The following is a 19,135-nucleotide window of genomic DNA, read 5'->3' as shown; positions in this document are numbered from 1 at the left end:
AAGGGGTTACAACTAGCTTTAGTCATTATTTTAAATAAATAATAGTTAAAATGTATAGTTCATATAAAAAAAATTAATACATCTCATACGGGTTCCCGTAAGAAGTGTAAGAGTTTTCGTCGTAATTTAAGATCAGGGAAAATTCTTAAGAACATGTTTAGAAATTATATACATCGAAAATTGGTAGTTTTCAGAAAACACACTTTTTAAACAGTTTCTTAAGCGGGATCAATACCTATACCTAGAATAAAGAATATGTCTATAGGTTAGGTTATTAACAATTTTTAGTACTACAAACAGAGATATAACTATTCGTATATCCAATTGTTAGTATTTGAATTTAAAAAAGTCAGAGAGAGGATACTCTAGTGTATTACAGAGCAACCTGATTACTTCAACAGAAGGTCTGGTATCTGCTTTTTCGATATCAATAATAGTTCGGTAACTTACTCCGGATTTTTCGGCTAATTCTACCAATGTCAACCCAGCGTCTAGCCGTAAACTTCGCAGTCGATTGCCTAATGCTTCTTTGAATTTATCATCTTTAGCCATCCTCAAAAATGACTAATTTCCTGTTAGCAAAAATACAGCAGGCACCCCTATTTTATTAAACACTTGATTATCTGTTATAAATATGCATTATATTGCATATTATAAAATAAAAAGATATCTCAAGTTATGACCAAAGAAGAGTTGTATCACTATATGTTGGCGTACCAAAAAGAACATCTATTTAGTGAAAAAGACCAAAGCAATTTTATTGCATTATTAAAAACTTTAAAACCAGACAGCAATCCTAAAGAAGAATTATATCACTATATGTTAGCATATCAAAAAGAACATCTGTTTAGTGAAAAAGACCAAAGCAATTTTATTAAAATATTAAAAACCTTAAAACCAGATAACAATTCAAAAGAATAAGAAATATGAAAATATAAATTAAAAATCAATAGTCATGACAGAGAAAAAATTATACGAGAGGTTAATGCGTTACAAAAAAAAATATGGTGTAACCCAGGAAATGTTACAACATTATAAGTGGGCTGTAGAGCTACTTAAACAAAGGCAACTTACAGTTAATGGTAATAACCCAGAAGAAAGTATTTAAACAAAATCATAGTAGTAACAGAATATTACTTTGTAGCTATAAAAGGTTACTAACGTATTTGTACTATATGGAAACGATTTTTCATTACTGAAGTACATATCAAACAAAAAAAACAGATATTTTGTTTTTTTAGCTACAAAGTAATTCTATACATTAGTCAATCTAAATAAAGAAAATTAAACCGCTATGATTCTGAAAAGAGGTCATTCTTTGGCGCCGATTTATAAAACATATGATTTTAATGATTTTTTAATCGGCACCAGTAATTATCAAAATCCTATTGAAACCGGTGTTTGGCATTCTCATGAAAAACCAGTTATCAGTCTTGTTCTTTATGGAACAAATACAGAATACCGCAAAGGTAAAGAGATAGAAAGAACCAGTGGATCTATAAACTACTATAATTCGTATGAATTACATAGAAATATCTACACTACTTTTCCTTCTAAACATATCAATTTGGAAATAGATGATACTTTTTTAAAAAAATATGGTTTTACTGAAGAATCAATTGAGTTGGCTGTGGCAAAAAATTATTATGCCCGTTTCACTTTTATAAAATTAATGAATGAAGTAGAAATTAATGACTTACAATCTTATAACGCTATAGAGATGTTATTTGTCGCTTTCATAGAAAACTCTCTCAATTCTAAGGATGAAATATTATTTCCAAAATGGATGTTATCTGTTAGAGATCTTTTAAATGACCGATGGGATGAGAATATTTCTCTAAAAGAAATTGCCAACAAAGTTAATGTGCATCCTACAACCATCTCTAAGAATTTTAGAACCTATTTCCAATGTACATTGGGTGAATATTCACGTAAATTAAAAATAGATCGATCACTTGATTTGTTAAAATCAAAACAATACTCTCTTACCGAAATAGCATATATATGTGGTTTTTCTGACCAAAGCCATTTTACTCGGGTTTTTAAATCTATTTCTGGTTATCTACCAAAAGAATACGTCAAAGTCTAGCTTAAGGCAAATTCTGTTCTATTTTTTTAAATAGTCCTACCTTTTATTTGTATGATCATTTCTTAATTAATGTTATAGATATCTTATAATGTTAAGCAAAACAACTTATAATCAAATACATTATGATAATAAAAGGTTTATCAATCATCACTTGTTTATTTGGGTTATTTTTTTTTTCGAGTTATTCTCAATCTAAAGCAGATTCATCTATTTATGAACATCCTTTACTAATAGACAAAATTGAATCTTATGTAAAGGAGCAGGAAAACAAAGGGTTTAAAGGAACGGTATTAGTTGCCAAGAATAATGAAATCATCTTAAACAAATCTATAGGCGATTCGAATCTAACAACTAACTCTGTCTTTTATATTGCTTCGGTAACCAAACAATTTACAGCAACAGCCATTCTTAAACTTCAGGAACAAGGTAAACTATTAGTTAATGATCCAATAGCCAAATTTATCGATGAAGTTCCTTTGGATAAAAAAGGAATCACTATTCATCATCTTCTCACTCATACTTCTGGTCTCGCGAATAATTATGTCACAGATGGTATTAAAAACAGGCAAGAAGCAATCAATGTGATTTTATCTTCTCATTTAGATTATAACGTTGGTGAAAAATATAGCTACTCTGCAGAAGGATACAATCTTTTAGCTATTATAATTGAACTTGTTTCGGGAGAGACTTATGAAAACTACATATCACAAAATCTACTAGCTCCATCAAATCTAAATCATACTGGTTTTTGGGGATATGAAGGTAATAATACCTCGAGTATAGCCTCATTTAATAATCTAAAAACAGTAAAATCATTATCCAGAAAAGTTTATCACAAAGGTGTTAGTATTGCGAATTACGGCTACAAAGGAGGGACCGGGATTTTTAGTACATCGCAAGATTTGTATAAATGGATAAATACCATTAAATATAGTGATTTTCTGAGTCCAAAAAGTATACAACAACTATTCAAACCATATAAAAATCTAAAAGGGAATATCATAAATGGTGTTTCTTATGCTTATGGATGGCGTGTTGAGTATAAAAATGGTGAATTAACACAAATCAGACATGGAGGTTTAGAAGATGGTATACACGACGTTTATGTTCGTAGCTATACTAATGGTGAGATTATTATTGTTTTTTCAAATTCCGGAGTATATAAAGGAAAAGGGAAATTTAATGGCAAAGAATGTTGGAGTATTGTTTTGAGCATGGGTTTACAAGATATTCTTGAGAAGAACAAAATAAAAGTTACTGCTAAAAAATAAGAAATCTATTAAAAGATATATCGAAAGCTGACATACAGTTGTCACTACCCTATTTTAATTTTGTTTCAAATTAATTTACTATTTACAATGGCAGAATTATTGAAGCATATTTACACTCATGAGTTTTTTGAAAAATTTACAACGGCTCTTCAAAAAGTTGTTCTGGATTTTGATACTTCATCTTTTTTTAATCAAATTTTTGATTCCGAATGGCAACACAGAGAACTGAAGCAACGAATGCGTCATATTACTATCACATTGCAATATCATTTATCGCATGATTATACCAAAAACATAGATGTTCTATTACAGGTTATCAAACAGCTTCAAAAAGAAGGAATTAAAGAGAATAGTTTAGAGTATATGTTTCTGCCGGATTTTGTAGAGTGTTATGGAATGGATCATTATGATACTTCTATGCTTGCAATCGAAAAAATTACCCAATTTACAAGTTGTGAATTTGCTATTCGCCCTTTTCTCATAAGACACCCTAAAACAGGAGTCTTACAAATGAAGAAATGGTCAAAGCATAAACACCCTATGGTAAGAAGATTATCATCTGAAGGTTGCAGACCTCGTTTGCCCTGGGCTATGGCACTTCCATTCTTAAAAACCGATCCAACATCTATCCTTCCTATTCTCGAACATTTAAAAAATGACACCTCAGAAACTGTACGAAGAAGTGTCGCCAATAATCTAAACGATATTGCAAAGGACAACCCCGATATTGTTATTGGCCTCGCAAAAGAATGGTACAAAAATTCAACAGAAACTGATTGGTTAGTAAAACACGGGTGTAGAACCCTTTTGAAGCAAGGAAATACAGAAATCATGAAATTGTTTGGCTTTGGTAATATTCAACATATCAAAATTGATGAATTACAGATTCTTACACCAAAAGTTAAGATTGGAGATGTGTTAGAGTTTACGTTTCAACTTAATAACACCAGCAATTCTGCATCTAAGCTACGATTAGAATACGGGCTTTATTACCAGAAAGCTAATGGAAGCTTGTCTAAAAAAGTTTTTAAAATAAGTGAAAAAATATATCCCGAGAAATCCATAACGATTATTAACAGAAAGCAGCCTTTTAAAATAATTACCACCAGGAAATTTCATACAGGATTACATCAATTGTCAATCATTATTAATGGGAATGAGTTTGAAAAATACAATTTTGAACTTATCACCTAAATAGGTTTTTCTTTAGTATTTTTATACATAGATAACATCTTGCAATTCTTAAAATGAAGCGATATGTGGACAGAACGGTTAGCATTTTATGACAAGCTTATAGCTACCAATCCAAATTTCGAAAGAAAAGGAAAAACAATGCCATATACATCTGTTAATGGCCATATGTTTTCACAATTAAATAAAGCGGGTGATATAGGTCTTCGATTGTCTAAAGAACAAGGAATACTATTTATGCAAGAACATCAAACTACCGTGTTCAAATCCTATGGTGCAGTGATGAAAGGATATGTATTAGTTCCCAAAAAATTGATGGAAGATTTTGAATTACTTTCTTCCTATCTTAATGATAGTTTTACCTACGCAAAATCATTAAAACCTAAAGGTGCTAAGCAATAAATACGAATTCTGTGTATAATATGCAGTTCTTCATTTTATTCTATTTTTAAATTTCCATTTTTTTAAACCACCAATTAGAAATAGTAGACCAATAATTACTGCTATGATAGATTGAATAGTTTCGGATATTGTAGTAGTCTGTTGACTTATATTATACAATTGTTCTGCAATCCCACGAAAAAGATATATCGAAGCAATTGCATAGATTCCAAATTTTAAGAAAGGAAGCTTTTTAATTTTTTCGCCTGCCGAAAGCCCATAAAGCCCAAAAATTAAAAAGATTAGTGCAACAAAAACCGTTAACAGGTATGGAAGAGAAAAATGAATTTGCGCCAGTGTTTTCATTCCTTCTAATGCACCAGTTTTTTCAAACATTTGTTCTGGCCAAATGAGTCCTACTAAATGACCTATGCCAATTAATATATTTATATATCCGCCGATTTTAAGCATTAGTCTTTGATTTTTTAGTTCCAATAATTCCTAATATACCAATAGGGAGAAGTAAAACCCATTGAGAGGCTAATACTGATTTATATACACTTGAAAAGATAAAAACGAATGAAAAAGCGATGTATAAATAGCTTATGAAAGAAACTAATTCTATGTTCGCTTTCTTTGCTGTATTAAAGCCATATTTAAAATAGAGTATTGAAGAAGCAAATAAGACACAAGTAATCACGTGCCAAACCCCTAGTAGTTCAGTTTTTATTTGTAGATCAATGCTGCTTTCCATCAAAGGATTAATTAAATCTATTTGACCTCCGATTAGATGCAGGATTGCAGTAAAAATGTTAATTATCCCTGCAATTATCCAGTATTTATTTTTCTTCATTATTTAGTTTATTTGATGTATTATTAATTTTGTTACTAGTGTAAAGCATATAAATTGCATGTGGTAGCATTAACAAAGTCATGCCAGAAAAAGGAATCATGTACACCCCAATACTCACGATTATAAGATATATCCACATGAAGTTTTTGGGAATTTGCCCATTCGTTTTCTCTACATGGTTTACCAGAACCCCAATAGGAATAAGTAAAAGCCCGAAATAGAAAAACCAAAATGCCGCGAAATTTTCATAATTCATTTGTCCATCGAGTAAAGGAAATTCAAAAAGACCTTCGCTTATTTTGAAAAAGAACTTGTCTGCAAATACTGCAAACTGTTTCCAAAACGCCCATGGCGAAATTCCTAATAGTGAGTGAATTACCCCAAAGAATACTAATATTTTCCCATGTCTTGTTTTCATATTGTTATAAAGTGTTTTAATTCCTTTTTTACTTCTATGAGGTAATTTTTGGATTGTTTTTTGTTTTTTATCATTTCGTGATACCCAATTAAGTATTTATAAAAAATACTCGCTTTTATAGCAGCATCTTTCTTAGAATATCCGATTTCCTCAAACAACTGAGTTGTAAATTCTAATCTTCTAGTATCAATTTCATCTATGATAGCTTGCACTTCCTTATTCTTTATGGCATAGCGTTTTAAGAAAAAAATGAATTCTAAATAAGGGTCATTTTTAAAAGTGATTTTCAAAAATTGTTCAATTTTTTCTTCCGAAGATTTTGCTTTTTCGGCCTGCTGTATAATTTGATCTGTTTCTGAAGTGATCCAAAAGCTTATAAGCTCACTGATGAATTTCTTCTTGGATTTAAAATGCCAATAAAAGCTTGACTTGTTACATTCTAACTTTTTGGCCATCTTTTCAATGACAATACCAGAAATTCCTTCCTCAGAAAAGAGTTTGTATCCCAGTTTTATCCAATCATTTCTTTGTGCTATTACTTTTGGCATTATTAGACGGTTTCGTTTAAAAAACAAATATACAGTAAAATCTTTATTAAACGTTATCGTTTAATAAAGATTTTGCATTTAATAATTAGTTGAAGATAAAATAAGGTAGACTAAATTGATCATAGGCTTTCTTCTTATGAACACAATTCTTATAAGAAGGGTCGAACGATTGTATTTAAATCATATAGAGTAATAATGTAAGGGTATGCATTAGTACTCAAAAAAAGAAATACGGGTTCCGTCTATAAAATCTGATAATAAAGCTTAAGAAAATTTAGGTCATAAAGACTTAGTCAAAGTCTTTGGTGAAGAAATCTTTCGGAGATATTTCAAAATACTGACAGATTTTAAAAAGAGTAGAAAAAGAAATATCTCGTTTACCTTGTTCAATTCTTCCGAAGTGAATTCCGGTATCATTAAGCGCGTCTTCTTGGGTCACATCTTTTTTTGACCTCAATTCTTTTACACGTTTAGCTAATATATTAAGTAGCTCTTTTTTGTCATATTCTTCCACAATGGAAAATTCAGCTTAATAAAACACAAATTCAATTACCGATCGGTAATTTTTTATTACATTTGTTACATCAGATGATTATGTATGACCCAAGAAGAGTTATATCAATATATGTTAGCCTATCAAGAGGAGCATCAGTTTTGTAAAAAAGAACAAAGCTATTTTATTGCTATGCTAGAAGCACTTAAGCCTGACAACACTGATACAACATCATCAGAGCTTTCAGGTTCGTAAGCCTGTGCATTTCTATGGATGTATAAAAGATACTAATATCAATATAGTTTTTAACCAAAATCAATATGTATGACAGAGAAAAAACTTTATGAACGCCTTATGCTTCACAAAAGTAAGCATGGTGTCACCCAGGAAACACAACAACATTATTTATGGGCATTAGAAACTTTACAAAAAACCAATGCGGCCCGAGAATCTCATCCGAAATTTTAGCCTACAAAGAGCCCGTATATTAAATACGGGTTCTTTTACTTTGGTAAGTAACTAGTTTCCTGATGTTTTTTTGAATAAATAAATTTAAGAGTAGTTTCATACCCTAAATCAGGGTCATCATATTCAATGGTAACTACCAGATCTCCATTTTTGACAGTCACATAAGATTTATTAAATAATAAGATTTCGCTCTTATCATACATAAAATAAAAATTACCATCTGATTCTTTTTCCCAACTTCCATGGGTATCTTCAGTATCCTTTATACATTCTCCTCCTGTTCCAAAATTATCATAAAAATTTTTCTCAATAAATCTACCATTCTTTAACACTTCCAGAGTTGTCATTTTTTCACAAGAGGAAAGCGGGAATTCTTCTAATGGCGCATTCTCTTCTTCATTACTAAATTCTTGCTTCAATTGCCATATGCCAACTATCATAATATTAGAAGCATTAGAATCACCTTTTCCGCAAGAATATATTCCAAAAAGTGTCAAGACCAAAAACGTAGCATAAGCCGGTAAAAGTCTCTTCATATGTTGTATTTCCAATTACAGCTACAAAAATCAGAAAAATACTTCTTATTAACAAATAATTAACGTTAAAATGTGTATTTTATCGATTATAATAGCATTTTATCGATACGTATTAGTCTTCTTAACTAATCATAACTTACAACTGAAGTTTAAATTAAATCGTTATTTATAAGAAACCATATTAAAAAAGAACGATCGCTAACAATTGGGCAGCATAGATCTAGTACAATACATATCTATCTAGGGAAGAACTAGACAGTAGTATCAATGTTCAATGTAATTACTGTAACTAATAAATTTTAAGATACTAGGAAACCTTTAGAGGTATTAAGGTACTATTACTGTGCAAAAAAGAAGATTATCCTGCAGTAGGAAATCATTCTAATTTACATCCCTGATATATTGAAGGTGGTTATAAATGGCATTATTTTACCAATACTCCCAATTGATCCATTACTGGCAAATTCTGAAAAGCGTTTTCATTTATAGTATGTTTTCTAAACACATACTTTTTATCATACATTTTACTTTCTGCAAAGAAAGTGACAACAAATTCATTATTCATTCCCAGTAATTCTTCCTGAAGCATTTCGATTTTGGCAGAAGATTTTGCTTCCATTGTTCCTATACCATGACGTAGTAATGAAGTTTTCCGATCCCCATCGTATCCTTTGGTTACCACTAGAACCATTTCTATTGCGGTCTCACGATCATTAATAATATAGGAGTTCCAATGTTGAGCAAGAAATTCTTCATCCCATTCTTTGACCACTGCAATATAAACACCTTCTACAATAGGTATTTCAATATCTTTCTTCATGTTGTGCTCTATAGTGAAGATTTAAATTGTTCTAGGAAACGTACATCATTTTCGCTAAGCATTCGAATATCAGACACGCCATATAATAAAAGAGCAATACGATCGATTCCCATCCCAAATGCAAAACCACTATATTCCTGAGGGTCTATATTACAATTTTTAAGCACATTAGGATCCACCATTCCACAGCCCATAATTTCTAACCAACCTGTTCCTTTGGTCATTTTATAATCGGTCTCTGTTTCTAATCCCCAGTATACATCTACCTCTGCACTAGGTTCGGTAAACGGAAAATACGATGGGCGTAATCTAATTCTTGATTTACCAAACATCTCTGTAGTAAAGTATTGAAGCGTTTGTTTTAAATCGGCAAACGACACATCTTTATCAATATACAATCCTTCTACCTGGTGAAAAAAGCAATGTGATCGTGCAGAAATAGCTTCATTACGATATACTCTTCCTGGAGAAATTGTACGAATTGGCGGTTTATTATTCTCCATATATCGTACTTGAACCGACGAGGTGTGAGTACGTAACAAAATATCTGGGTCTGTTTGAATAAAAAACGTATCCTGCATATCTCGTGCCGGGTGATATTCTGGTAAATTAAGTGCTGTAAAGTTATGCCAGTCATCTTCTATCTCTGGACCTTCACTTACATTAAATCCTATACGAGAGAAAATATCGATAATTTGATTTTTCACCAAAGAAATAGGATGCCTGGATCCCAAAGCAATAGGTTCTGCCGGTCTTGTAAGATCACCATAAAGTCCTTTTTCTTCGTCTTTGGATTCTAATTCATCTTTTAAAGATTTTACCTTTCCTTCTGCTGCTACTTTAAGAGCATTAATAGCTTGTCCAAATTCTTTTTTCTGGTCATTAGCTACATTTCTGAACTCTGCAAAGAATTCGTTAATCAATCCTTTTTTACCCGAAAACTTAATTCGAAATGCCTCAACATCTTCTTTAGTTTTAGCTTTAAAACTATCAACTTCTTCTATATACTCTTTAATCTTATCAATCATCACTATTTTCTTAATAGAACGGCAAATTTACGCAATTTAGGTTAATAGAATAGTACATTTATATTCTTAATTCCATTTCGTACTGATCAATTATGTTTTCGACATGTATCGAATTCAAATAGTTTATTTTCTCGATAAGTCTCGTATCGATATTATTAATTTTTATAGTCTCACAGATACTTTTAATCCCTAAAAACAGACGATGCCATCCTAATTCATTTTTATTCAAAAGATCAAATTGAGCTACATATCCATTTACTGGATTTATAACAAAATAAGATTCGGGAATTTGATCTTTTAAAACTTGAAAATATCTATAATTTCCATCTTTGATTGAGTTTTTGTGATTGTCCCAAGAGTAGTATTCCTGATTGGGTAAATTTATCGCATCAAATTGATTAAAATCAATTTCATTTAACTCAACAACCTTCTCATTCTCAATTTGTATTTTACCTTTAAAGCACTTATAATTTTTACATTTCTCAAAACCAACATTTTCATAGGATTTAATCGCAATTGTATTTTCTTTTATTACCTCTAAAGAACATCGAGTAACACCATTTTGTTTTAAATCTTTAAGAGCATACTCATAGATAGATTGTACTATCTTTTTTCCTCGATACTCAGGAATCACTCCTGTTCCAGTGTTAAATGCGATTAGGCCTCCGTTTCGTTTGTCAATTCCATTTATAATAAATCCAACAAGTTTCTCATCATCAAACATACCATAGGATAGATCAAATCGAACCTTGGCATTATTCCATCTTTCCTTATAATACTCTAAATCTGTAGGCATTTCTACAAAGTAGTTTTTAAATGAAATTAGAAAGCAATCTATTATCGATTTAAATGTAACTTCTTCTAGGGTTCTAACTACCATACTATAAATCTATCTGTATTTTATCATTATTAAATGAGCACTCTAAATATAATGAACTTCATAATCATCATACGATAATGCTTTCATAAATATGAATTAATTACAGTCCTAGTTGTGATTCTAAAATTGAATAAGGTAACATTCCGTTTTTTAAAATGTTTTTGTGAAATTCTTTAAGGTTAAAGTTTTGATTTTTTTCGAGTTGTGATTTCCATTGAAGTATTTTATTGGATCCATATTTATACGTGATAACTTGTACTGGCCATCTTTTCATTCTAGCTATTTCACGAAAAGCAATATCATCTTGTCCTTTGATATATTGTTGCCAAAATTGTAAAGCTTTTTGGTCACTCCAGCCATAATAATTAAGCCCCACATCTAATGCTACTCGTACAGAACGAATAATATCCCATTCCCATTTTCCTAATTCATCATATATGTTTTGATATGCTCCTATTTCCTTTCCTATTTCTTCTACATATGCAGCCCATCCTTCTGCAACTCCTCTATATCTAAACATTTTTTGAATATCAGAACGATGCAATAACGTTTCAACCATTGCCTGATAATGATGTCCTGGCATTCCTTCATGAACGTATAACCAACCTACTTGTCGCTTATTAAAAGGTGTATTGAAATAATTATAATAAAAGGTACCATTTGTATAAAACCCAGGAACTTGAGACAAATTTTTATTCGTTCCTTGTTTAATTTTTACTTCTGGAATTCTATCTGTAAACGGAAATATTTCTGGTAATTTGTTAGCTACAGTTTCTCTGATTTGTAAAAAACGCTTTTGAACCATTTCAACATTGAAATAAAAAAACACAGAATCCTTAATATGTCTGTTAAAATCCAAACTATCCATCCCGGATTTGATCTGTATTTCTTTGATTTTTGAAGTTACTTTTTCTATTTCTTTTACTCCCAAAGCATATATCTGGTCTGGTGTTGCTTCTTTATCTACCCACTTTTTTAAAAAATACGCATACCAATCTTTTCCGTTTGGCACATCAAATATTTTAGTGGTTGGGATACTATCTCTAATTGCATTTAACCATTTTTTTTCGATAATAATTCTCTCCCGATTAAGTTCACATTCATAAAGCAGCACTTCATAATCCAATTTATCACGATCAGATAATTGATTTTTGTCTATTTTTTGTAATGCATTTTCTAAAGAGATAAATACTTCTTCCTGGTTTTGAACAGATTTCTTGTCCCTAATGTTCTTAAGGTTTTCTACAAAAGAAAGTTCTAATCCTTGAATATCTAGTTTTTTATAGTTCTTTATAAATTCTTTGGTTATAGTTTCCCATTCAATAGATTGGCTTTCGGTTTTGTTTTGGCAACTAAATAGAACGAACATAAATATCTGTACTATAATTCTAATATCTCTACTTACCATATTAATTTGATTTTTAAAATCTGTTTTAATACAATGATACTATAGAAATCTCACTATAGTTTGTGCAATCTTGCTATTTTATATAGAATTGAGAATAGTTTAAATCACTTCATATTGTGAAGGCGGTATTTTGTAATATTTTTTAAATCTTTTAGAAAACGAAGCTAAATCTGTATATCCTAATTGATATGCTATCGAAGTTAAAGAAATCTTACCACTATGTAATAGTTCTCTGGCTTTTTCCATTCGCAACTGTTCCTGCATTTGTAACGGAGTCATTTTAAAACAAATTTTAAAAACTCTGGCAAAATGATATTTAGAGATGCCTGATATACTGGCAAGGATACTTAGCGAAATTTTATGTGCATAATATAAATGAATATATTCTCTTGCTTCAAAAAGTTTTGAAACAAGAAGTTTTTGTGTGTAAATCCTTTTGGTTATGTTTTGTAAACCATTTCCGATTATGGTCAGATCATTTTGAAAGTAGAGTAAATCGTCTTTAAGCTTAGTAATAATCTCTATAGGTTTTTGAGCAAATTTAGTCTTCGTACTGGTGTTAGTAAAATCGTATAAAGATTTGCCTAATGAGGTAGATAAAATTCCTGAAAATGGTTGATTAAATAATAAATCATTTTTCAAAAAATCTGATATCTCTATATCTAATAATTCTGGATTGATATCTAGACAGAAACCTTTGGTACTTATATTTTTAGAATACACTTGGTAGTCAATACTTTCTCTCAGGATAATAAATTGATTCTTATATACATTTAATCGATTTATATTCGTTTCATAATGTTCTTTTCCTTCTATCACATATTTTAAAGCAATACCTGTTGTTTTACCATTGTAAATTGTTGGCATATTACTTTGAGAGAAATTTATTTTCCCAAAATCGCGATGTTGATATCTTGTTTTATTCTCGATACTGTAATTATACGATATACCTACTTACCAAAAAATAACTTACAATAGCTTCTTTCATCAAAACAGATTGTTCACCTGCTTTAAGACTAGGTAATTGTTCTTTAATCTTATAATGTGGCCAACCGTCATCATCATAATAGTCAAATTCATAATATCCATAAGGCTCTAAGAGCCGACATATGGCAATATGCATTAAATCTAATTTTTCGTCTTTTTTAAACTTACGGTGTAATTGACCCAATTCTTGTACTCCTATTAGATATATAATCCCGTCGAGGTCTAAATCTTCTCCATCTGCAAATTGATTCGACAGTTTTTTTACCAGGATCTCCCAGCGTTCTTTTAATTTTTCGTCTCTTGCCATTCTCCTTACTCAATTATTGTTGTCAAATGTACTTTAGATATTTAAAAAAATCACTTTTAAGCAAGATGAATTAGATTAATAGTTCGAATACTCTCAATCATAATTTTACCTGCTGGATTTTATTAAAAAGTTAAGCGCTACAAAAGTAACGCTTAACCTAAAAAACTAACAATAAATAATAAGGGAATATCTTATAATTCCCATAGAACACCTATTCCTGCATATTGATTTCTATAATTTCTGAAAGAACGGGCATCTATATCTGTATAATTTGTACTTCTCACCCTAGAATATAATGTTGCGATTAATGAAAACCCATTTCCTATTTTATGCGAAGCATTTAGATTAAAATTTGCATATTGATATTTCAAATTTTCTCCTATTGCCATTTCGGTATTTCTGGCTTCAATTTCTTTGTATTTTCTGGTAATAAAAGACATAGAGGTTCGTACTTTGGTTGTTTTATTTTTATATCTCATATTGATTCCCGGACCAAACTGATTAAATCCAGAACGCCCGGTAGAGTTATCGATCCTTGTGTAGTACACAAAATTGGGCTTTATTTTAAATTTCTCGCTAAACGGTAATTCATAAAACAAACCTCCTTTTATGTAGTCCCAATCTCTTTCACCGTCTGTATCTATTTCGCTAGCATTAAAAGTATCATACTTTCTTTTTTTGAAATATGTATTCAACCCTAGCTTGTGTTCTAATCGATTTACAGTAAAGGATTGCACACTGGAGAATTGAACTCCAAACTCATCAAATTGTAGATCTCTTACTCCAAAAGCATCAAAATTTTTGAAGTTATAAAACCCTTCTAATGTCATCTCATTAACATTAAAAGGCATGAGTTTTATTCCTGCAGTAGCACCATAGTTTGTATATCCTAATGGATTAATCAATACATCTTGATCTCCGCCCAAACCTTCTCTATTCATTCTTCTAAATCTAACTTCGGTCAAAAAAATAGTTTTTTTAGTAAATCTGTGATCATATTTTGCTTTTGTATCCAAGCTCCAATAACTATCATCAAAATTCTCATAGAATAGTCTTGAAAAAGGATTTAAAGACAACCTTATTCTGTTTTTTTTCCATTTATAGCGGTACTTATAATTGATTGAGATATCCTGATAGATGCTACTTGATATCAAATCCTCTTTTGAAAGTACACTATCATTCACTCTTACTTCTTTAGGGCTTTTAAAATAGTTGTATTCATACCCTCCCTGTGTTTCGATATCGAAAGTGTTTTTACTCTGCGAAAAGCCTACAGCGTATATAAAAAGGATGAGTACAGCAAGTATTATATTTCTGTTTTCCATTACAATTTTTCTTCTTTTGTTTAATGCGTTATTTAAATAGCTTCTTTTATTACTTCTTTTAATCCGGTTTTATTTACTAGCTGAATCCCAAGGCCAGGTCGAACATTGATTTCCATAATTTGCGGGCCTTTATTTTTATCGATCACAATATCAATCCCCAGATAGTTTAATGGAAATGCCTTAGCCGTTGCTATAGATATTTCCAAAATTTCTTTCCAGTATGGTATGGGGGTACCATTAACCAAAAATGTACTATCTGGGTGATGATTGCTATATTCTTTGCCATCATATACTTCTAATAATCTTCCTTCTTTCATGTCGATACCTATACCTACTCCATTTTGATGAAGATTGGCTTTACCATCAGACCTATCTGTGGGCATTCTTAACATTCCCATTAATGGTATTTTATTAAGTGTTATGATTCTAAAGTCAGGTACTCCCTGTGGATATATCTCATGAAAAAAAGGATGTGGCTCTATGCATTCTTCGATAAGTACCCTGTCGTGAGAACCTAACGAAAAAAATCCCATAATTATAGATGCCATATGTTGAAATACTTCTCGATCGGTAATCATTTCACCGTTGCATATCCAATTATCTTTCTTGTCCTTTTTAAGAATTTTAATTCCGCCACCACCACAACCATTTGCTGGTTTTATTGCTACAGAAGGATAATGTTTGCAGGATTCCCATGCTTCTTTAATATCACTATTATATTCGATTACTGCATAGGTTTCTGCGCAAGGGATATGGTATTGATGCAATATTTCTTTGGTAAGTACTTTATCATCGGCTAAGGGATAATGCCTTTTAGGGTTATTGGGATAAATAAGCTTTATGTTTCTTTCATTCAAACCAATTACGCCAGATGCTGCAGTTGATTTTTTATTGAAAATTATTGAGAACATATTTGTGTCTTTTAGTATTATCTTATTTGTTTGCTATAGAAACAGGTGAGTGTTTATATACCCTACCTAAAAAAGGCAGTTTTTTATTTTTCTGCTTTCAAAAGAGGCTTGAACCTAAATAATTCTACCCATCGTATCCCGATATATCTCCCTAACGATGTGGACAATGCTATTATTAAAAGAGCTACCTCAGGAAATAAAACCAGTACAGATGGCAACCATGACCATGATAGTATGAGATAAGAAATTGATGTAGCTATTAATGTTTGAAACAATTTATCAATAGCTTTTATATATCCGTCTTCAAGAGTAGAGCGTGAGAAGCGTTCTGCCGAAATGGTAAGGATAATAATAGGGAAGAATGTTAATTTAGTAAGCCACTCTATGTTATTCTTAACCCCAAAATGTGTTGCCAAAAGGATCACAGATACCATTGTAGTAAGTGAGATCACCACTTTTGGAGTGTATAATAACCCTAGTTTATCAAAAGGATATGATATTAATCCAATAAACATAATAAGTCCCACAAAAATTGCAATTCCAGAGATAAAACCTGTATGCAATAAAGAAAAGGCTATCAACACTGGTAGGAATACTCCAAAAGTTTTTAATCCAACAATATTTCTTAAAAAAGCAACCAAAAATCCCCCAATAGGCAGTAATAATAAAAGATGTAAAGCTCCCGTTGGTATTACATTTTTATCGATCAGGTGCCAAAGAGAAAAACCTGGTAGGTTACCAATTTCTTCAGAATTCATTTTTAAGAAAGAAATATGATGTACCTGTTCCATCTTATAGGTATAATCAAACTGAATGCCCGCAGTATGAGTAATCAAAGATTTATCTCCTCGATAAAGTTCTAAGTAATTGGCAGGTAAAAACCCAAAATGATTATTTAATGCATCAAAAGGAACCCATGTTTCATTAATCAATACTTCTACCCAGGCATGGGATGTTCTTTTATCTGTATTTTCTACAATAATTCCACCTTTTATTCTTGCTGGATATCCCAAATTTCTACTTAGCGCTACAAATAATCTGCTTTTTCCATTACAAGAAGCGCTATTCTGTTCGATTGTAGTTACAGCATCTGTGAGTGTAATGATTGGTGCCGAAGGAATAGCATATACATACTCAAAAACATTTTTGATTACTTCTCTGTCATTTTTAGTGTTTTGTCCGAGTTGAGTCGCTAATTCATTGATAATTTCATTATCAGATTGTATATTTTCTGTAGGTTTAAGATATTTTCTATACTTGCCCGATGCAACATTAAAGACTTTTGGGATTCTAAAACTTCTATCTTTTCCTTCGAAAACAAATTCATAATCTACAGAATGATATGTATTTCTCTCACTGGTGTTCCAAATTGCTCTTATATTTTCGCCAATTTCTTCTTTCTTAACAAAAGACAGAGTACTGTCATTTTTGATATTTTCATTAGAAACTCTTTGTCTGGAGTTGCTACTGGGGATATATGTTTTTAATGAAGTGTTTTTATCTCCTGATTTAAAAAAAAACCTGTAGTTTACTTTATAAACTTTTTCAGGATTAAAATTGTCATAATTATTGAGAATTGGTTTTATTTTAAATCCTATTGCGATTATGGCAATTATTGAAATTATAGTTAATGCGATTTTAAGATTTGTTTTCGAATTCATAATCAGCTATTTTTGGATTAATAACAGGTAGGAACTGTTTCACCCTACCTCAAATCGAAAAAAATTCTTTTTTTTATGACCCAATCCTCAAAATCTGTTTGTGAACAACCCGTATTCACCAAGCTATTCGAGACACATGCTGAGGATATAAGAAATTTTATTTACTACAAATGTGGGGATAAGGAACAAGCAGAAGATGTAATGCAAGAGGCATTTATAAAACTTTGGGATAACTGTAAAAAGGTAATCTTTGAGAGAACTAAAGGTTTTTTGTGTACCGTTGCTAATAACTTATTTTTAAATCAAGTTGCTCATAAGAAGGTAAGACTAGAATATGCAAAAATACCTCGTAGCACCAAAAATATAGAGTCTCCGGATTATGTGATGGAAGAAAAGGAGTTCATGGATAAGCTTCAGAATGCCATTTCCGAACTTTCTGATGGCCAAAGAGAGGTTTTTCTACTCAATAGAATTGATAAAAAGACATATAATGAAATTGCCGAAATGCTAGACATTTCGGTAAAAGCAGTAGAAAAAAGAATGCATAATGCATTAAAGCAATTAAGAAAATTGGTTAAAAATATATAAAAGACGGTAGGGTATTTTACACCTTAGCTGTTATTCTCCTGATACAAGGTAGAAATTATGCTCGACGAAAAGGAAAATACATATCTGGCAAAGTGGTTAAATAACGATCTTAGCCCCGAAGAATTAGAAGAGTTAAAAAAGCTTCCTGAATACGATGATTATAAAAAAATCGTAGAGGGACTAACGTATTTTAAAGCCCCCTCTTTTGATCTACAACCATCATTAGCCACAACTTTAGGCAAAATTTATCGGCCCAAAAAAGCAAAGGTAATTAACCTAAAGCCAATCGTATATACTTTTACAGCAGCAGCCTCTATAGTATTAATTATTGGACTTTTCTTTAATACGGTGAGTTATACAGCAGATCCCGGACAACAATTGGCTGTTGTTTTACCCGATGGAAGCTCTGTCGATCTTAACGCTGCATCAACGCTTACTCATAGACGCTTTTTCTGGTCACAAAATCGAAAAATCACTTTAGAAGGAGAAGCATATTTTAAAGTAATTTCTGGTTCTAATTTTACGGTAGCCACCAAATTAGGAAAAATCGAAGTTTTAGGAACTCAATTTAATGTAAAGAGTAGAGCTACCGAATTTAGTGTAGCTTGCTATGAAGGAAAAGTTCGGGTATCGACACAAGATAACCAACAAAAGATATTACAAAAAGGGAATGGTGTTTCGTTAAAAGACAAAAAACTTATAGACGAAACCATAACAGATCAGGAGCCTTTGTGGAAAAAAGGAGAGAGCATTTTTAATAGTGTTCCATTAATACATGTATTGGATGAATTAGAGAGGCAATATGATATAACTTTTAGACGTGATAAAATTAATCAGAATCAGTTGTTTACAGGTGGGTTTAATTATAATGATCTAAGTATTGCCCTAGAATCAGTATTAGTTCCTATGGGGATAGAATATGTAGTTAACGGGACTACTGTTTTACTATCGGTACCCTAGTTTCAGAAATCA

General features: G+C 31.2%; 26 protein-coding genes. 10 read left to right on the top strand and 16 right to left on the bottom strand.

The genetic code is table 11. The annotated features are described in order from the left end of the window. Nucleotides 1–327 precede the first annotated feature (327 nt). Nucleotides 328–552 (bottom strand): helix-turn-helix transcriptional regulator, encoded by a 225-nt coding sequence (locus NNL09_RS08635; protein WP_025665273.1) that lies wholly within the window; start codon nucleotides 550–552, stop codon nucleotides 328–330. A 126-nt stretch (nucleotides 553–678) separates the two neighbouring features. Between NNL09_RS08635 and NNL09_RS08630 the strand changes: the two genes are divergently transcribed. The 6 genes from NNL09_RS08630 (at nucleotide 679) to NNL09_RS08605 (ending at nucleotide 4,953) form a co-directional block, all read left to right on the top strand. After that, complete coding sequence (locus NNL09_RS08630) at nucleotides 679–921, top strand: hypothetical protein (protein WP_196910933.1); 243 nt, start codon at nucleotides 679–681, stop codon at nucleotides 919–921. A 34-nt stretch (nucleotides 922–955) separates the two neighbouring features. Next, a complete protein-coding gene (locus NNL09_RS08625) occupies nucleotides 956–1,108 on the top strand; it encodes a hypothetical protein (RefSeq protein ID WP_160170082.1) in 153 nt (50 codons plus the stop codon). Between the two features lie 186 nt (nucleotides 1,109–1,294). Then, nucleotides 1,295–2,089 carry a helix-turn-helix transcriptional regulator gene (locus NNL09_RS08620; RefSeq protein ID WP_196910934.1) on the top strand — a complete coding sequence of 265 codons (795 nt, stop codon included), beginning with the start codon at nucleotides 1,295–1,297 and terminating at the stop codon, nucleotides 2,087–2,089. Between the two features lie 122 nt (nucleotides 2,090–2,211). Next, nucleotides 2,212–3,360, top strand: coding sequence for a serine hydrolase (locus tag NNL09_RS08615; protein ID WP_254514226.1), 1,149 nt, complete (start codon nucleotides 2,212–2,214; stop codon nucleotides 3,358–3,360). A gap of 87 nt (nucleotides 3,361–3,447) precedes the next feature. Next, on the top strand, nucleotides 3,448–4,554 hold the full coding sequence (locus NNL09_RS08610; protein ID WP_196910936.1) for a DNA alkylation repair protein: 1,107 nt from the start codon (nucleotides 3,448–3,450) through the stop codon (nucleotides 4,552–4,554). A gap of 63 nt (nucleotides 4,555–4,617) precedes the next feature. Beyond that, nucleotides 4,618–4,953: a hypothetical protein gene (locus tag NNL09_RS08605; RefSeq protein ID WP_196910937.1), complete on the top strand. Its 336-nt coding sequence runs from the start codon at nucleotides 4,618–4,620 to the stop codon at nucleotides 4,951–4,953. A 30-nt stretch (nucleotides 4,954–4,983) separates the two neighbouring features. On the opposite strand, the gene NNL09_RS08600 is transcribed toward NNL09_RS08605, so the two are convergent. The 5 genes from NNL09_RS08600 to NNL09_RS08580 form a co-directional block, all read right to left on the bottom strand. Then, on the bottom strand, nucleotides 4,984–5,403 hold the full coding sequence (locus NNL09_RS08600) for a hypothetical protein (protein ID WP_196910938.1): 420 nt from the start codon (nucleotides 5,401–5,403) through the stop codon (nucleotides 4,984–4,986). Continuing rightward, entirely contained in the window at nucleotides 5,396–5,785 is a 390-nt protein-coding gene (locus tag NNL09_RS08595) for a hypothetical protein (protein ID WP_025665280.1), read from the bottom strand. The genes NNL09_RS08600 and NNL09_RS08595 overlap by 8 nt, the downstream gene beginning before the upstream one ends. Further along, entirely contained in the window at nucleotides 5,772–6,203 is a 432-nt protein-coding gene (locus NNL09_RS08590) for a DUF6463 family protein (RefSeq protein WP_196910939.1), read from the bottom strand. Before NNL09_RS08590 ends, NNL09_RS08595 begins: the two co-directional genes overlap by 14 nt. Then, complete coding sequence (locus NNL09_RS08585) at nucleotides 6,200–6,751, bottom strand: TetR/AcrR family transcriptional regulator (protein WP_196910940.1); 552 nt, start codon at nucleotides 6,749–6,751, stop codon at nucleotides 6,200–6,202. The genes NNL09_RS08590 and NNL09_RS08585 overlap by 4 nt, the downstream gene beginning before the upstream one ends. A 289-nt stretch (nucleotides 6,752–7,040) precedes the next feature. Then, nucleotides 7,041–7,265, bottom strand: coding sequence for a helix-turn-helix domain-containing protein (locus NNL09_RS08580; RefSeq protein ID WP_024769698.1), 225 nt, complete (start codon nucleotides 7,263–7,265; stop codon nucleotides 7,041–7,043). An 84-nt stretch (nucleotides 7,266–7,349) separates the two neighbouring features. On the opposite strand from NNL09_RS08580, the gene NNL09_RS08575 reads away from it, so the two are divergent. Beyond that, nucleotides 7,350–7,499, top strand: coding sequence for a hypothetical protein (locus NNL09_RS08575; RefSeq protein WP_160170083.1), 150 nt, complete (start codon nucleotides 7,350–7,352; stop codon nucleotides 7,497–7,499). A gap of 69 nt (nucleotides 7,500–7,568) precedes the next feature. Continuing rightward, nucleotides 7,569–7,712: a hypothetical protein gene (locus NNL09_RS08570; protein WP_160170084.1), complete on the top strand. Its 144-nt coding sequence runs from the start codon at nucleotides 7,569–7,571 to the stop codon at nucleotides 7,710–7,712. Nucleotides 7,713–7,747: 35 nt separating this feature from the next. On the opposite strand, the gene NNL09_RS08565 is transcribed toward NNL09_RS08570, so the two are convergent. The 10 genes from NNL09_RS08565 to NNL09_RS08520 all read right to left on the bottom strand — a co-directional run bounded on the left by NNL09_RS08565 (nucleotide 7,748) and on the right by NNL09_RS08520 (nucleotide 17,575). Then, a complete protein-coding gene (locus NNL09_RS08565; RefSeq protein WP_025665283.1) occupies nucleotides 7,748–8,248 on the bottom strand; it encodes a hypothetical protein in 501 nt (166 codons plus the stop codon). Between the two features lie 424 nt (nucleotides 8,249–8,672). After that, nucleotides 8,673–9,068, bottom strand: coding sequence for a hypothetical protein (locus NNL09_RS08560; RefSeq protein ID WP_196910941.1), 396 nt, complete (start codon nucleotides 9,066–9,068; stop codon nucleotides 8,673–8,675). An 8-nt stretch (nucleotides 9,069–9,076) separates the two neighbouring features. After that, nucleotides 9,077–10,096, bottom strand: a complete 1,020-nt coding sequence (locus NNL09_RS08555) for a phenylalanine--tRNA ligase subunit alpha (protein ID WP_025665285.1) — start codon at nucleotides 10,094–10,096, stop codon at nucleotides 9,077–9,079. A gap of 58 nt (nucleotides 10,097–10,154) precedes the next feature. Further along, on the bottom strand, nucleotides 10,155–10,976 hold the full coding sequence (locus tag NNL09_RS08550; protein WP_196910942.1) for a GNAT family N-acetyltransferase: 822 nt from the start codon (nucleotides 10,974–10,976) through the stop codon (nucleotides 10,155–10,157). Nucleotides 10,977–11,076: 100 nt separating this feature from the next. After that, nucleotides 11,077–12,384, bottom strand: a complete 1,308-nt coding sequence (locus NNL09_RS08545) for a DUF885 domain-containing protein (RefSeq protein WP_196910943.1) — start codon at nucleotides 12,382–12,384, stop codon at nucleotides 11,077–11,079. A 99-nt stretch (nucleotides 12,385–12,483) separates the two neighbouring features. Further along, nucleotides 12,484–13,251: an AraC family transcriptional regulator gene (locus NNL09_RS08540; protein ID WP_196910944.1), complete on the bottom strand. Its 768-nt coding sequence runs from the start codon at nucleotides 13,249–13,251 to the stop codon at nucleotides 12,484–12,486. Nucleotides 13,252–13,321: 70 nt separating this feature from the next. Then, the gene (locus tag NNL09_RS08535; protein ID WP_025665289.1) at nucleotides 13,322–13,678 is read right to left on the bottom strand and encodes a hypothetical protein; all 357 of its coding nucleotides are present in this window, start codon (nucleotides 13,676–13,678) and stop codon (nucleotides 13,322–13,324) included. A gap of 191 nt (nucleotides 13,679–13,869) precedes the next feature. Next, nucleotides 13,870–15,003 carry a hypothetical protein gene (locus NNL09_RS08530; RefSeq protein ID WP_196910945.1) on the bottom strand — a complete coding sequence of 378 codons (1,134 nt, stop codon included), beginning with the start codon at nucleotides 15,001–15,003 and terminating at the stop codon, nucleotides 13,870–13,872. 32 nt (nucleotides 15,004–15,035) lie between these two features. Beyond that, a complete protein-coding gene (locus tag NNL09_RS08525) occupies nucleotides 15,036–15,914 on the bottom strand; it encodes a sugar-transfer associated ATP-grasp domain-containing protein (RefSeq protein ID WP_196910946.1) in 879 nt (292 codons plus the stop codon). Nucleotides 15,915–15,997: 83 nt separating this feature from the next. Beyond that, nucleotides 15,998–17,575: a 7TM domain-containing protein gene (locus NNL09_RS08520; protein WP_196910947.1), complete on the bottom strand. Its 1,578-nt coding sequence runs from the start codon at nucleotides 17,573–17,575 to the stop codon at nucleotides 15,998–16,000. A 75-nt stretch (nucleotides 17,576–17,650) separates the two neighbouring features. Here NNL09_RS08520 and NNL09_RS08515 point away from each other — a divergent pair, with 75 nt between their 5' ends. Together NNL09_RS08515 and NNL09_RS08510 are read left to right on the top strand one after the other, a co-directional pair. Then, nucleotides 17,651–18,163 (top strand): RNA polymerase sigma factor, encoded by a 513-nt coding sequence (locus tag NNL09_RS08515; protein WP_025665293.1) that lies wholly within the window; start codon nucleotides 17,651–17,653, stop codon nucleotides 18,161–18,163. Between the two features lie 57 nt (nucleotides 18,164–18,220). Beyond that, a complete protein-coding gene (locus tag NNL09_RS08510) occupies nucleotides 18,221–19,123 on the top strand; it encodes a FecR family protein (protein ID WP_196910948.1) in 903 nt (300 codons plus the stop codon). Nucleotides 19,124–19,135 lie beyond the last annotated feature (12 nt).

The organism is Aquimarina sp. EL_43 (assembly GCF_943422735.1).
GTDB lineage: Bacteria > Bacteroidota > Bacteroidia > Flavobacteriales > Flavobacteriaceae > Aquimarina > Aquimarina megaterium.
This window is presented reverse-complemented; position numbering and strand designations above follow the sequence as displayed.

Excerpts from the sequence above, each read along its gene's own strand:
- NNL09_RS08635 (WP_025665273.1), bottom strand. The coding sequence starts at position 552 with ATGGCTAAAGATGATAAATTCAAAGAAGCATTAGGCAATCGACTGCGA.
- NNL09_RS08630 (WP_196910933.1), top strand. The coding sequence starts at position 679 with ATGACCAAAGAAGAGTTGTATCACTATATGTTGGCGTACCAAAAAGAA.
- NNL09_RS08625 (WP_160170082.1), top strand. The coding sequence starts at position 956 with ATGACAGAGAAAAAATTATACGAGAGGTTAATGCGTTACAAAAAAAAA.
- NNL09_RS08620 (WP_196910934.1), top strand. The coding sequence starts at position 1,295 with ATGATTCTGAAAAGAGGTCATTCTTTGGCGCCGATTTATAAAACATAT.
- NNL09_RS08615 (WP_254514226.1), top strand. The coding sequence starts at position 2,212 with ATGATAATAAAAGGTTTATCAATCATCACTTGTTTATTTGGGTTATTT.
- NNL09_RS08610 (WP_196910936.1), top strand. The coding sequence starts at position 3,448 with ATGGCAGAATTATTGAAGCATATTTACACTCATGAGTTTTTTGAAAAA.
- NNL09_RS08605 (WP_196910937.1), top strand. The coding sequence starts at position 4,618 with ATGTGGACAGAACGGTTAGCATTTTATGACAAGCTTATAGCTACCAAT.
- NNL09_RS08600 (WP_196910938.1), bottom strand. The coding sequence starts at position 5,403 with ATGCTTAAAATCGGCGGATATATAAATATATTAATTGGCATAGGTCAT.
- NNL09_RS08595 (WP_025665280.1), bottom strand. The coding sequence starts at position 5,785 with ATGAAGAAAAATAAATACTGGATAATTGCAGGGATAATTAACATTTTT.
- NNL09_RS08590 (WP_196910939.1), bottom strand. The coding sequence starts at position 6,203 with ATGAAAACAAGACATGGGAAAATATTAGTATTCTTTGGGGTAATTCAC.
- NNL09_RS08585 (WP_196910940.1), bottom strand. The coding sequence starts at position 6,751 with ATGCCAAAAGTAATAGCACAAAGAAATGATTGGATAAAACTGGGATAC.
- NNL09_RS08575 (WP_160170083.1), top strand. The coding sequence starts at position 7,350 with ATGACCCAAGAAGAGTTATATCAATATATGTTAGCCTATCAAGAGGAG.
- NNL09_RS08570 (WP_160170084.1), top strand. The coding sequence starts at position 7,569 with ATGACAGAGAAAAAACTTTATGAACGCCTTATGCTTCACAAAAGTAAG.
- NNL09_RS08565 (WP_025665283.1), bottom strand. The coding sequence starts at position 8,248 with ATGAAGAGACTTTTACCGGCTTATGCTACGTTTTTGGTCTTGACACTT.
- NNL09_RS08560 (WP_196910941.1), bottom strand. The coding sequence starts at position 9,068 with ATGAAGAAAGATATTGAAATACCTATTGTAGAAGGTGTTTATATTGCA.
- NNL09_RS08555 (WP_025665285.1), bottom strand. The coding sequence starts at position 10,096 with ATGATTGATAAGATTAAAGAGTATATAGAAGAAGTTGATAGTTTTAAA.
- NNL09_RS08550 (WP_196910942.1), bottom strand. The coding sequence starts at position 10,976 with ATGGTAGTTAGAACCCTAGAAGAAGTTACATTTAAATCGATAATAGAT.
- NNL09_RS08545 (WP_196910943.1), bottom strand. The coding sequence starts at position 12,384 with ATGGTAAGTAGAGATATTAGAATTATAGTACAGATATTTATGTTCGTT.
- NNL09_RS08540 (WP_196910944.1), bottom strand. The coding sequence starts at position 13,251 with ATGCCAACAATTTACAATGGTAAAACAACAGGTATTGCTTTAAAATAT.
- NNL09_RS08535 (WP_025665289.1), bottom strand. The coding sequence starts at position 13,678 with ATGGCAAGAGACGAAAAATTAAAAGAACGCTGGGAGATCCTGGTAAAA.
- NNL09_RS08530 (WP_196910945.1), bottom strand. The coding sequence starts at position 15,003 with ATGGAAAACAGAAATATAATACTTGCTGTACTCATCCTTTTTATATAC.
- NNL09_RS08525 (WP_196910946.1), bottom strand. The coding sequence starts at position 15,914 with ATGTTCTCAATAATTTTCAATAAAAAATCAACTGCAGCATCTGGCGTA.
- NNL09_RS08520 (WP_196910947.1), bottom strand. The coding sequence starts at position 17,575 with ATGAATTCGAAAACAAATCTTAAAATCGCATTAACTATAATTTCAATA.
- NNL09_RS08515 (WP_025665293.1), top strand. The coding sequence starts at position 17,651 with ATGACCCAATCCTCAAAATCTGTTTGTGAACAACCCGTATTCACCAAG.
- NNL09_RS08510 (WP_196910948.1), top strand. The coding sequence starts at position 18,221 with ATGCTCGACGAAAAGGAAAATACATATCTGGCAAAGTGGTTAAATAAC.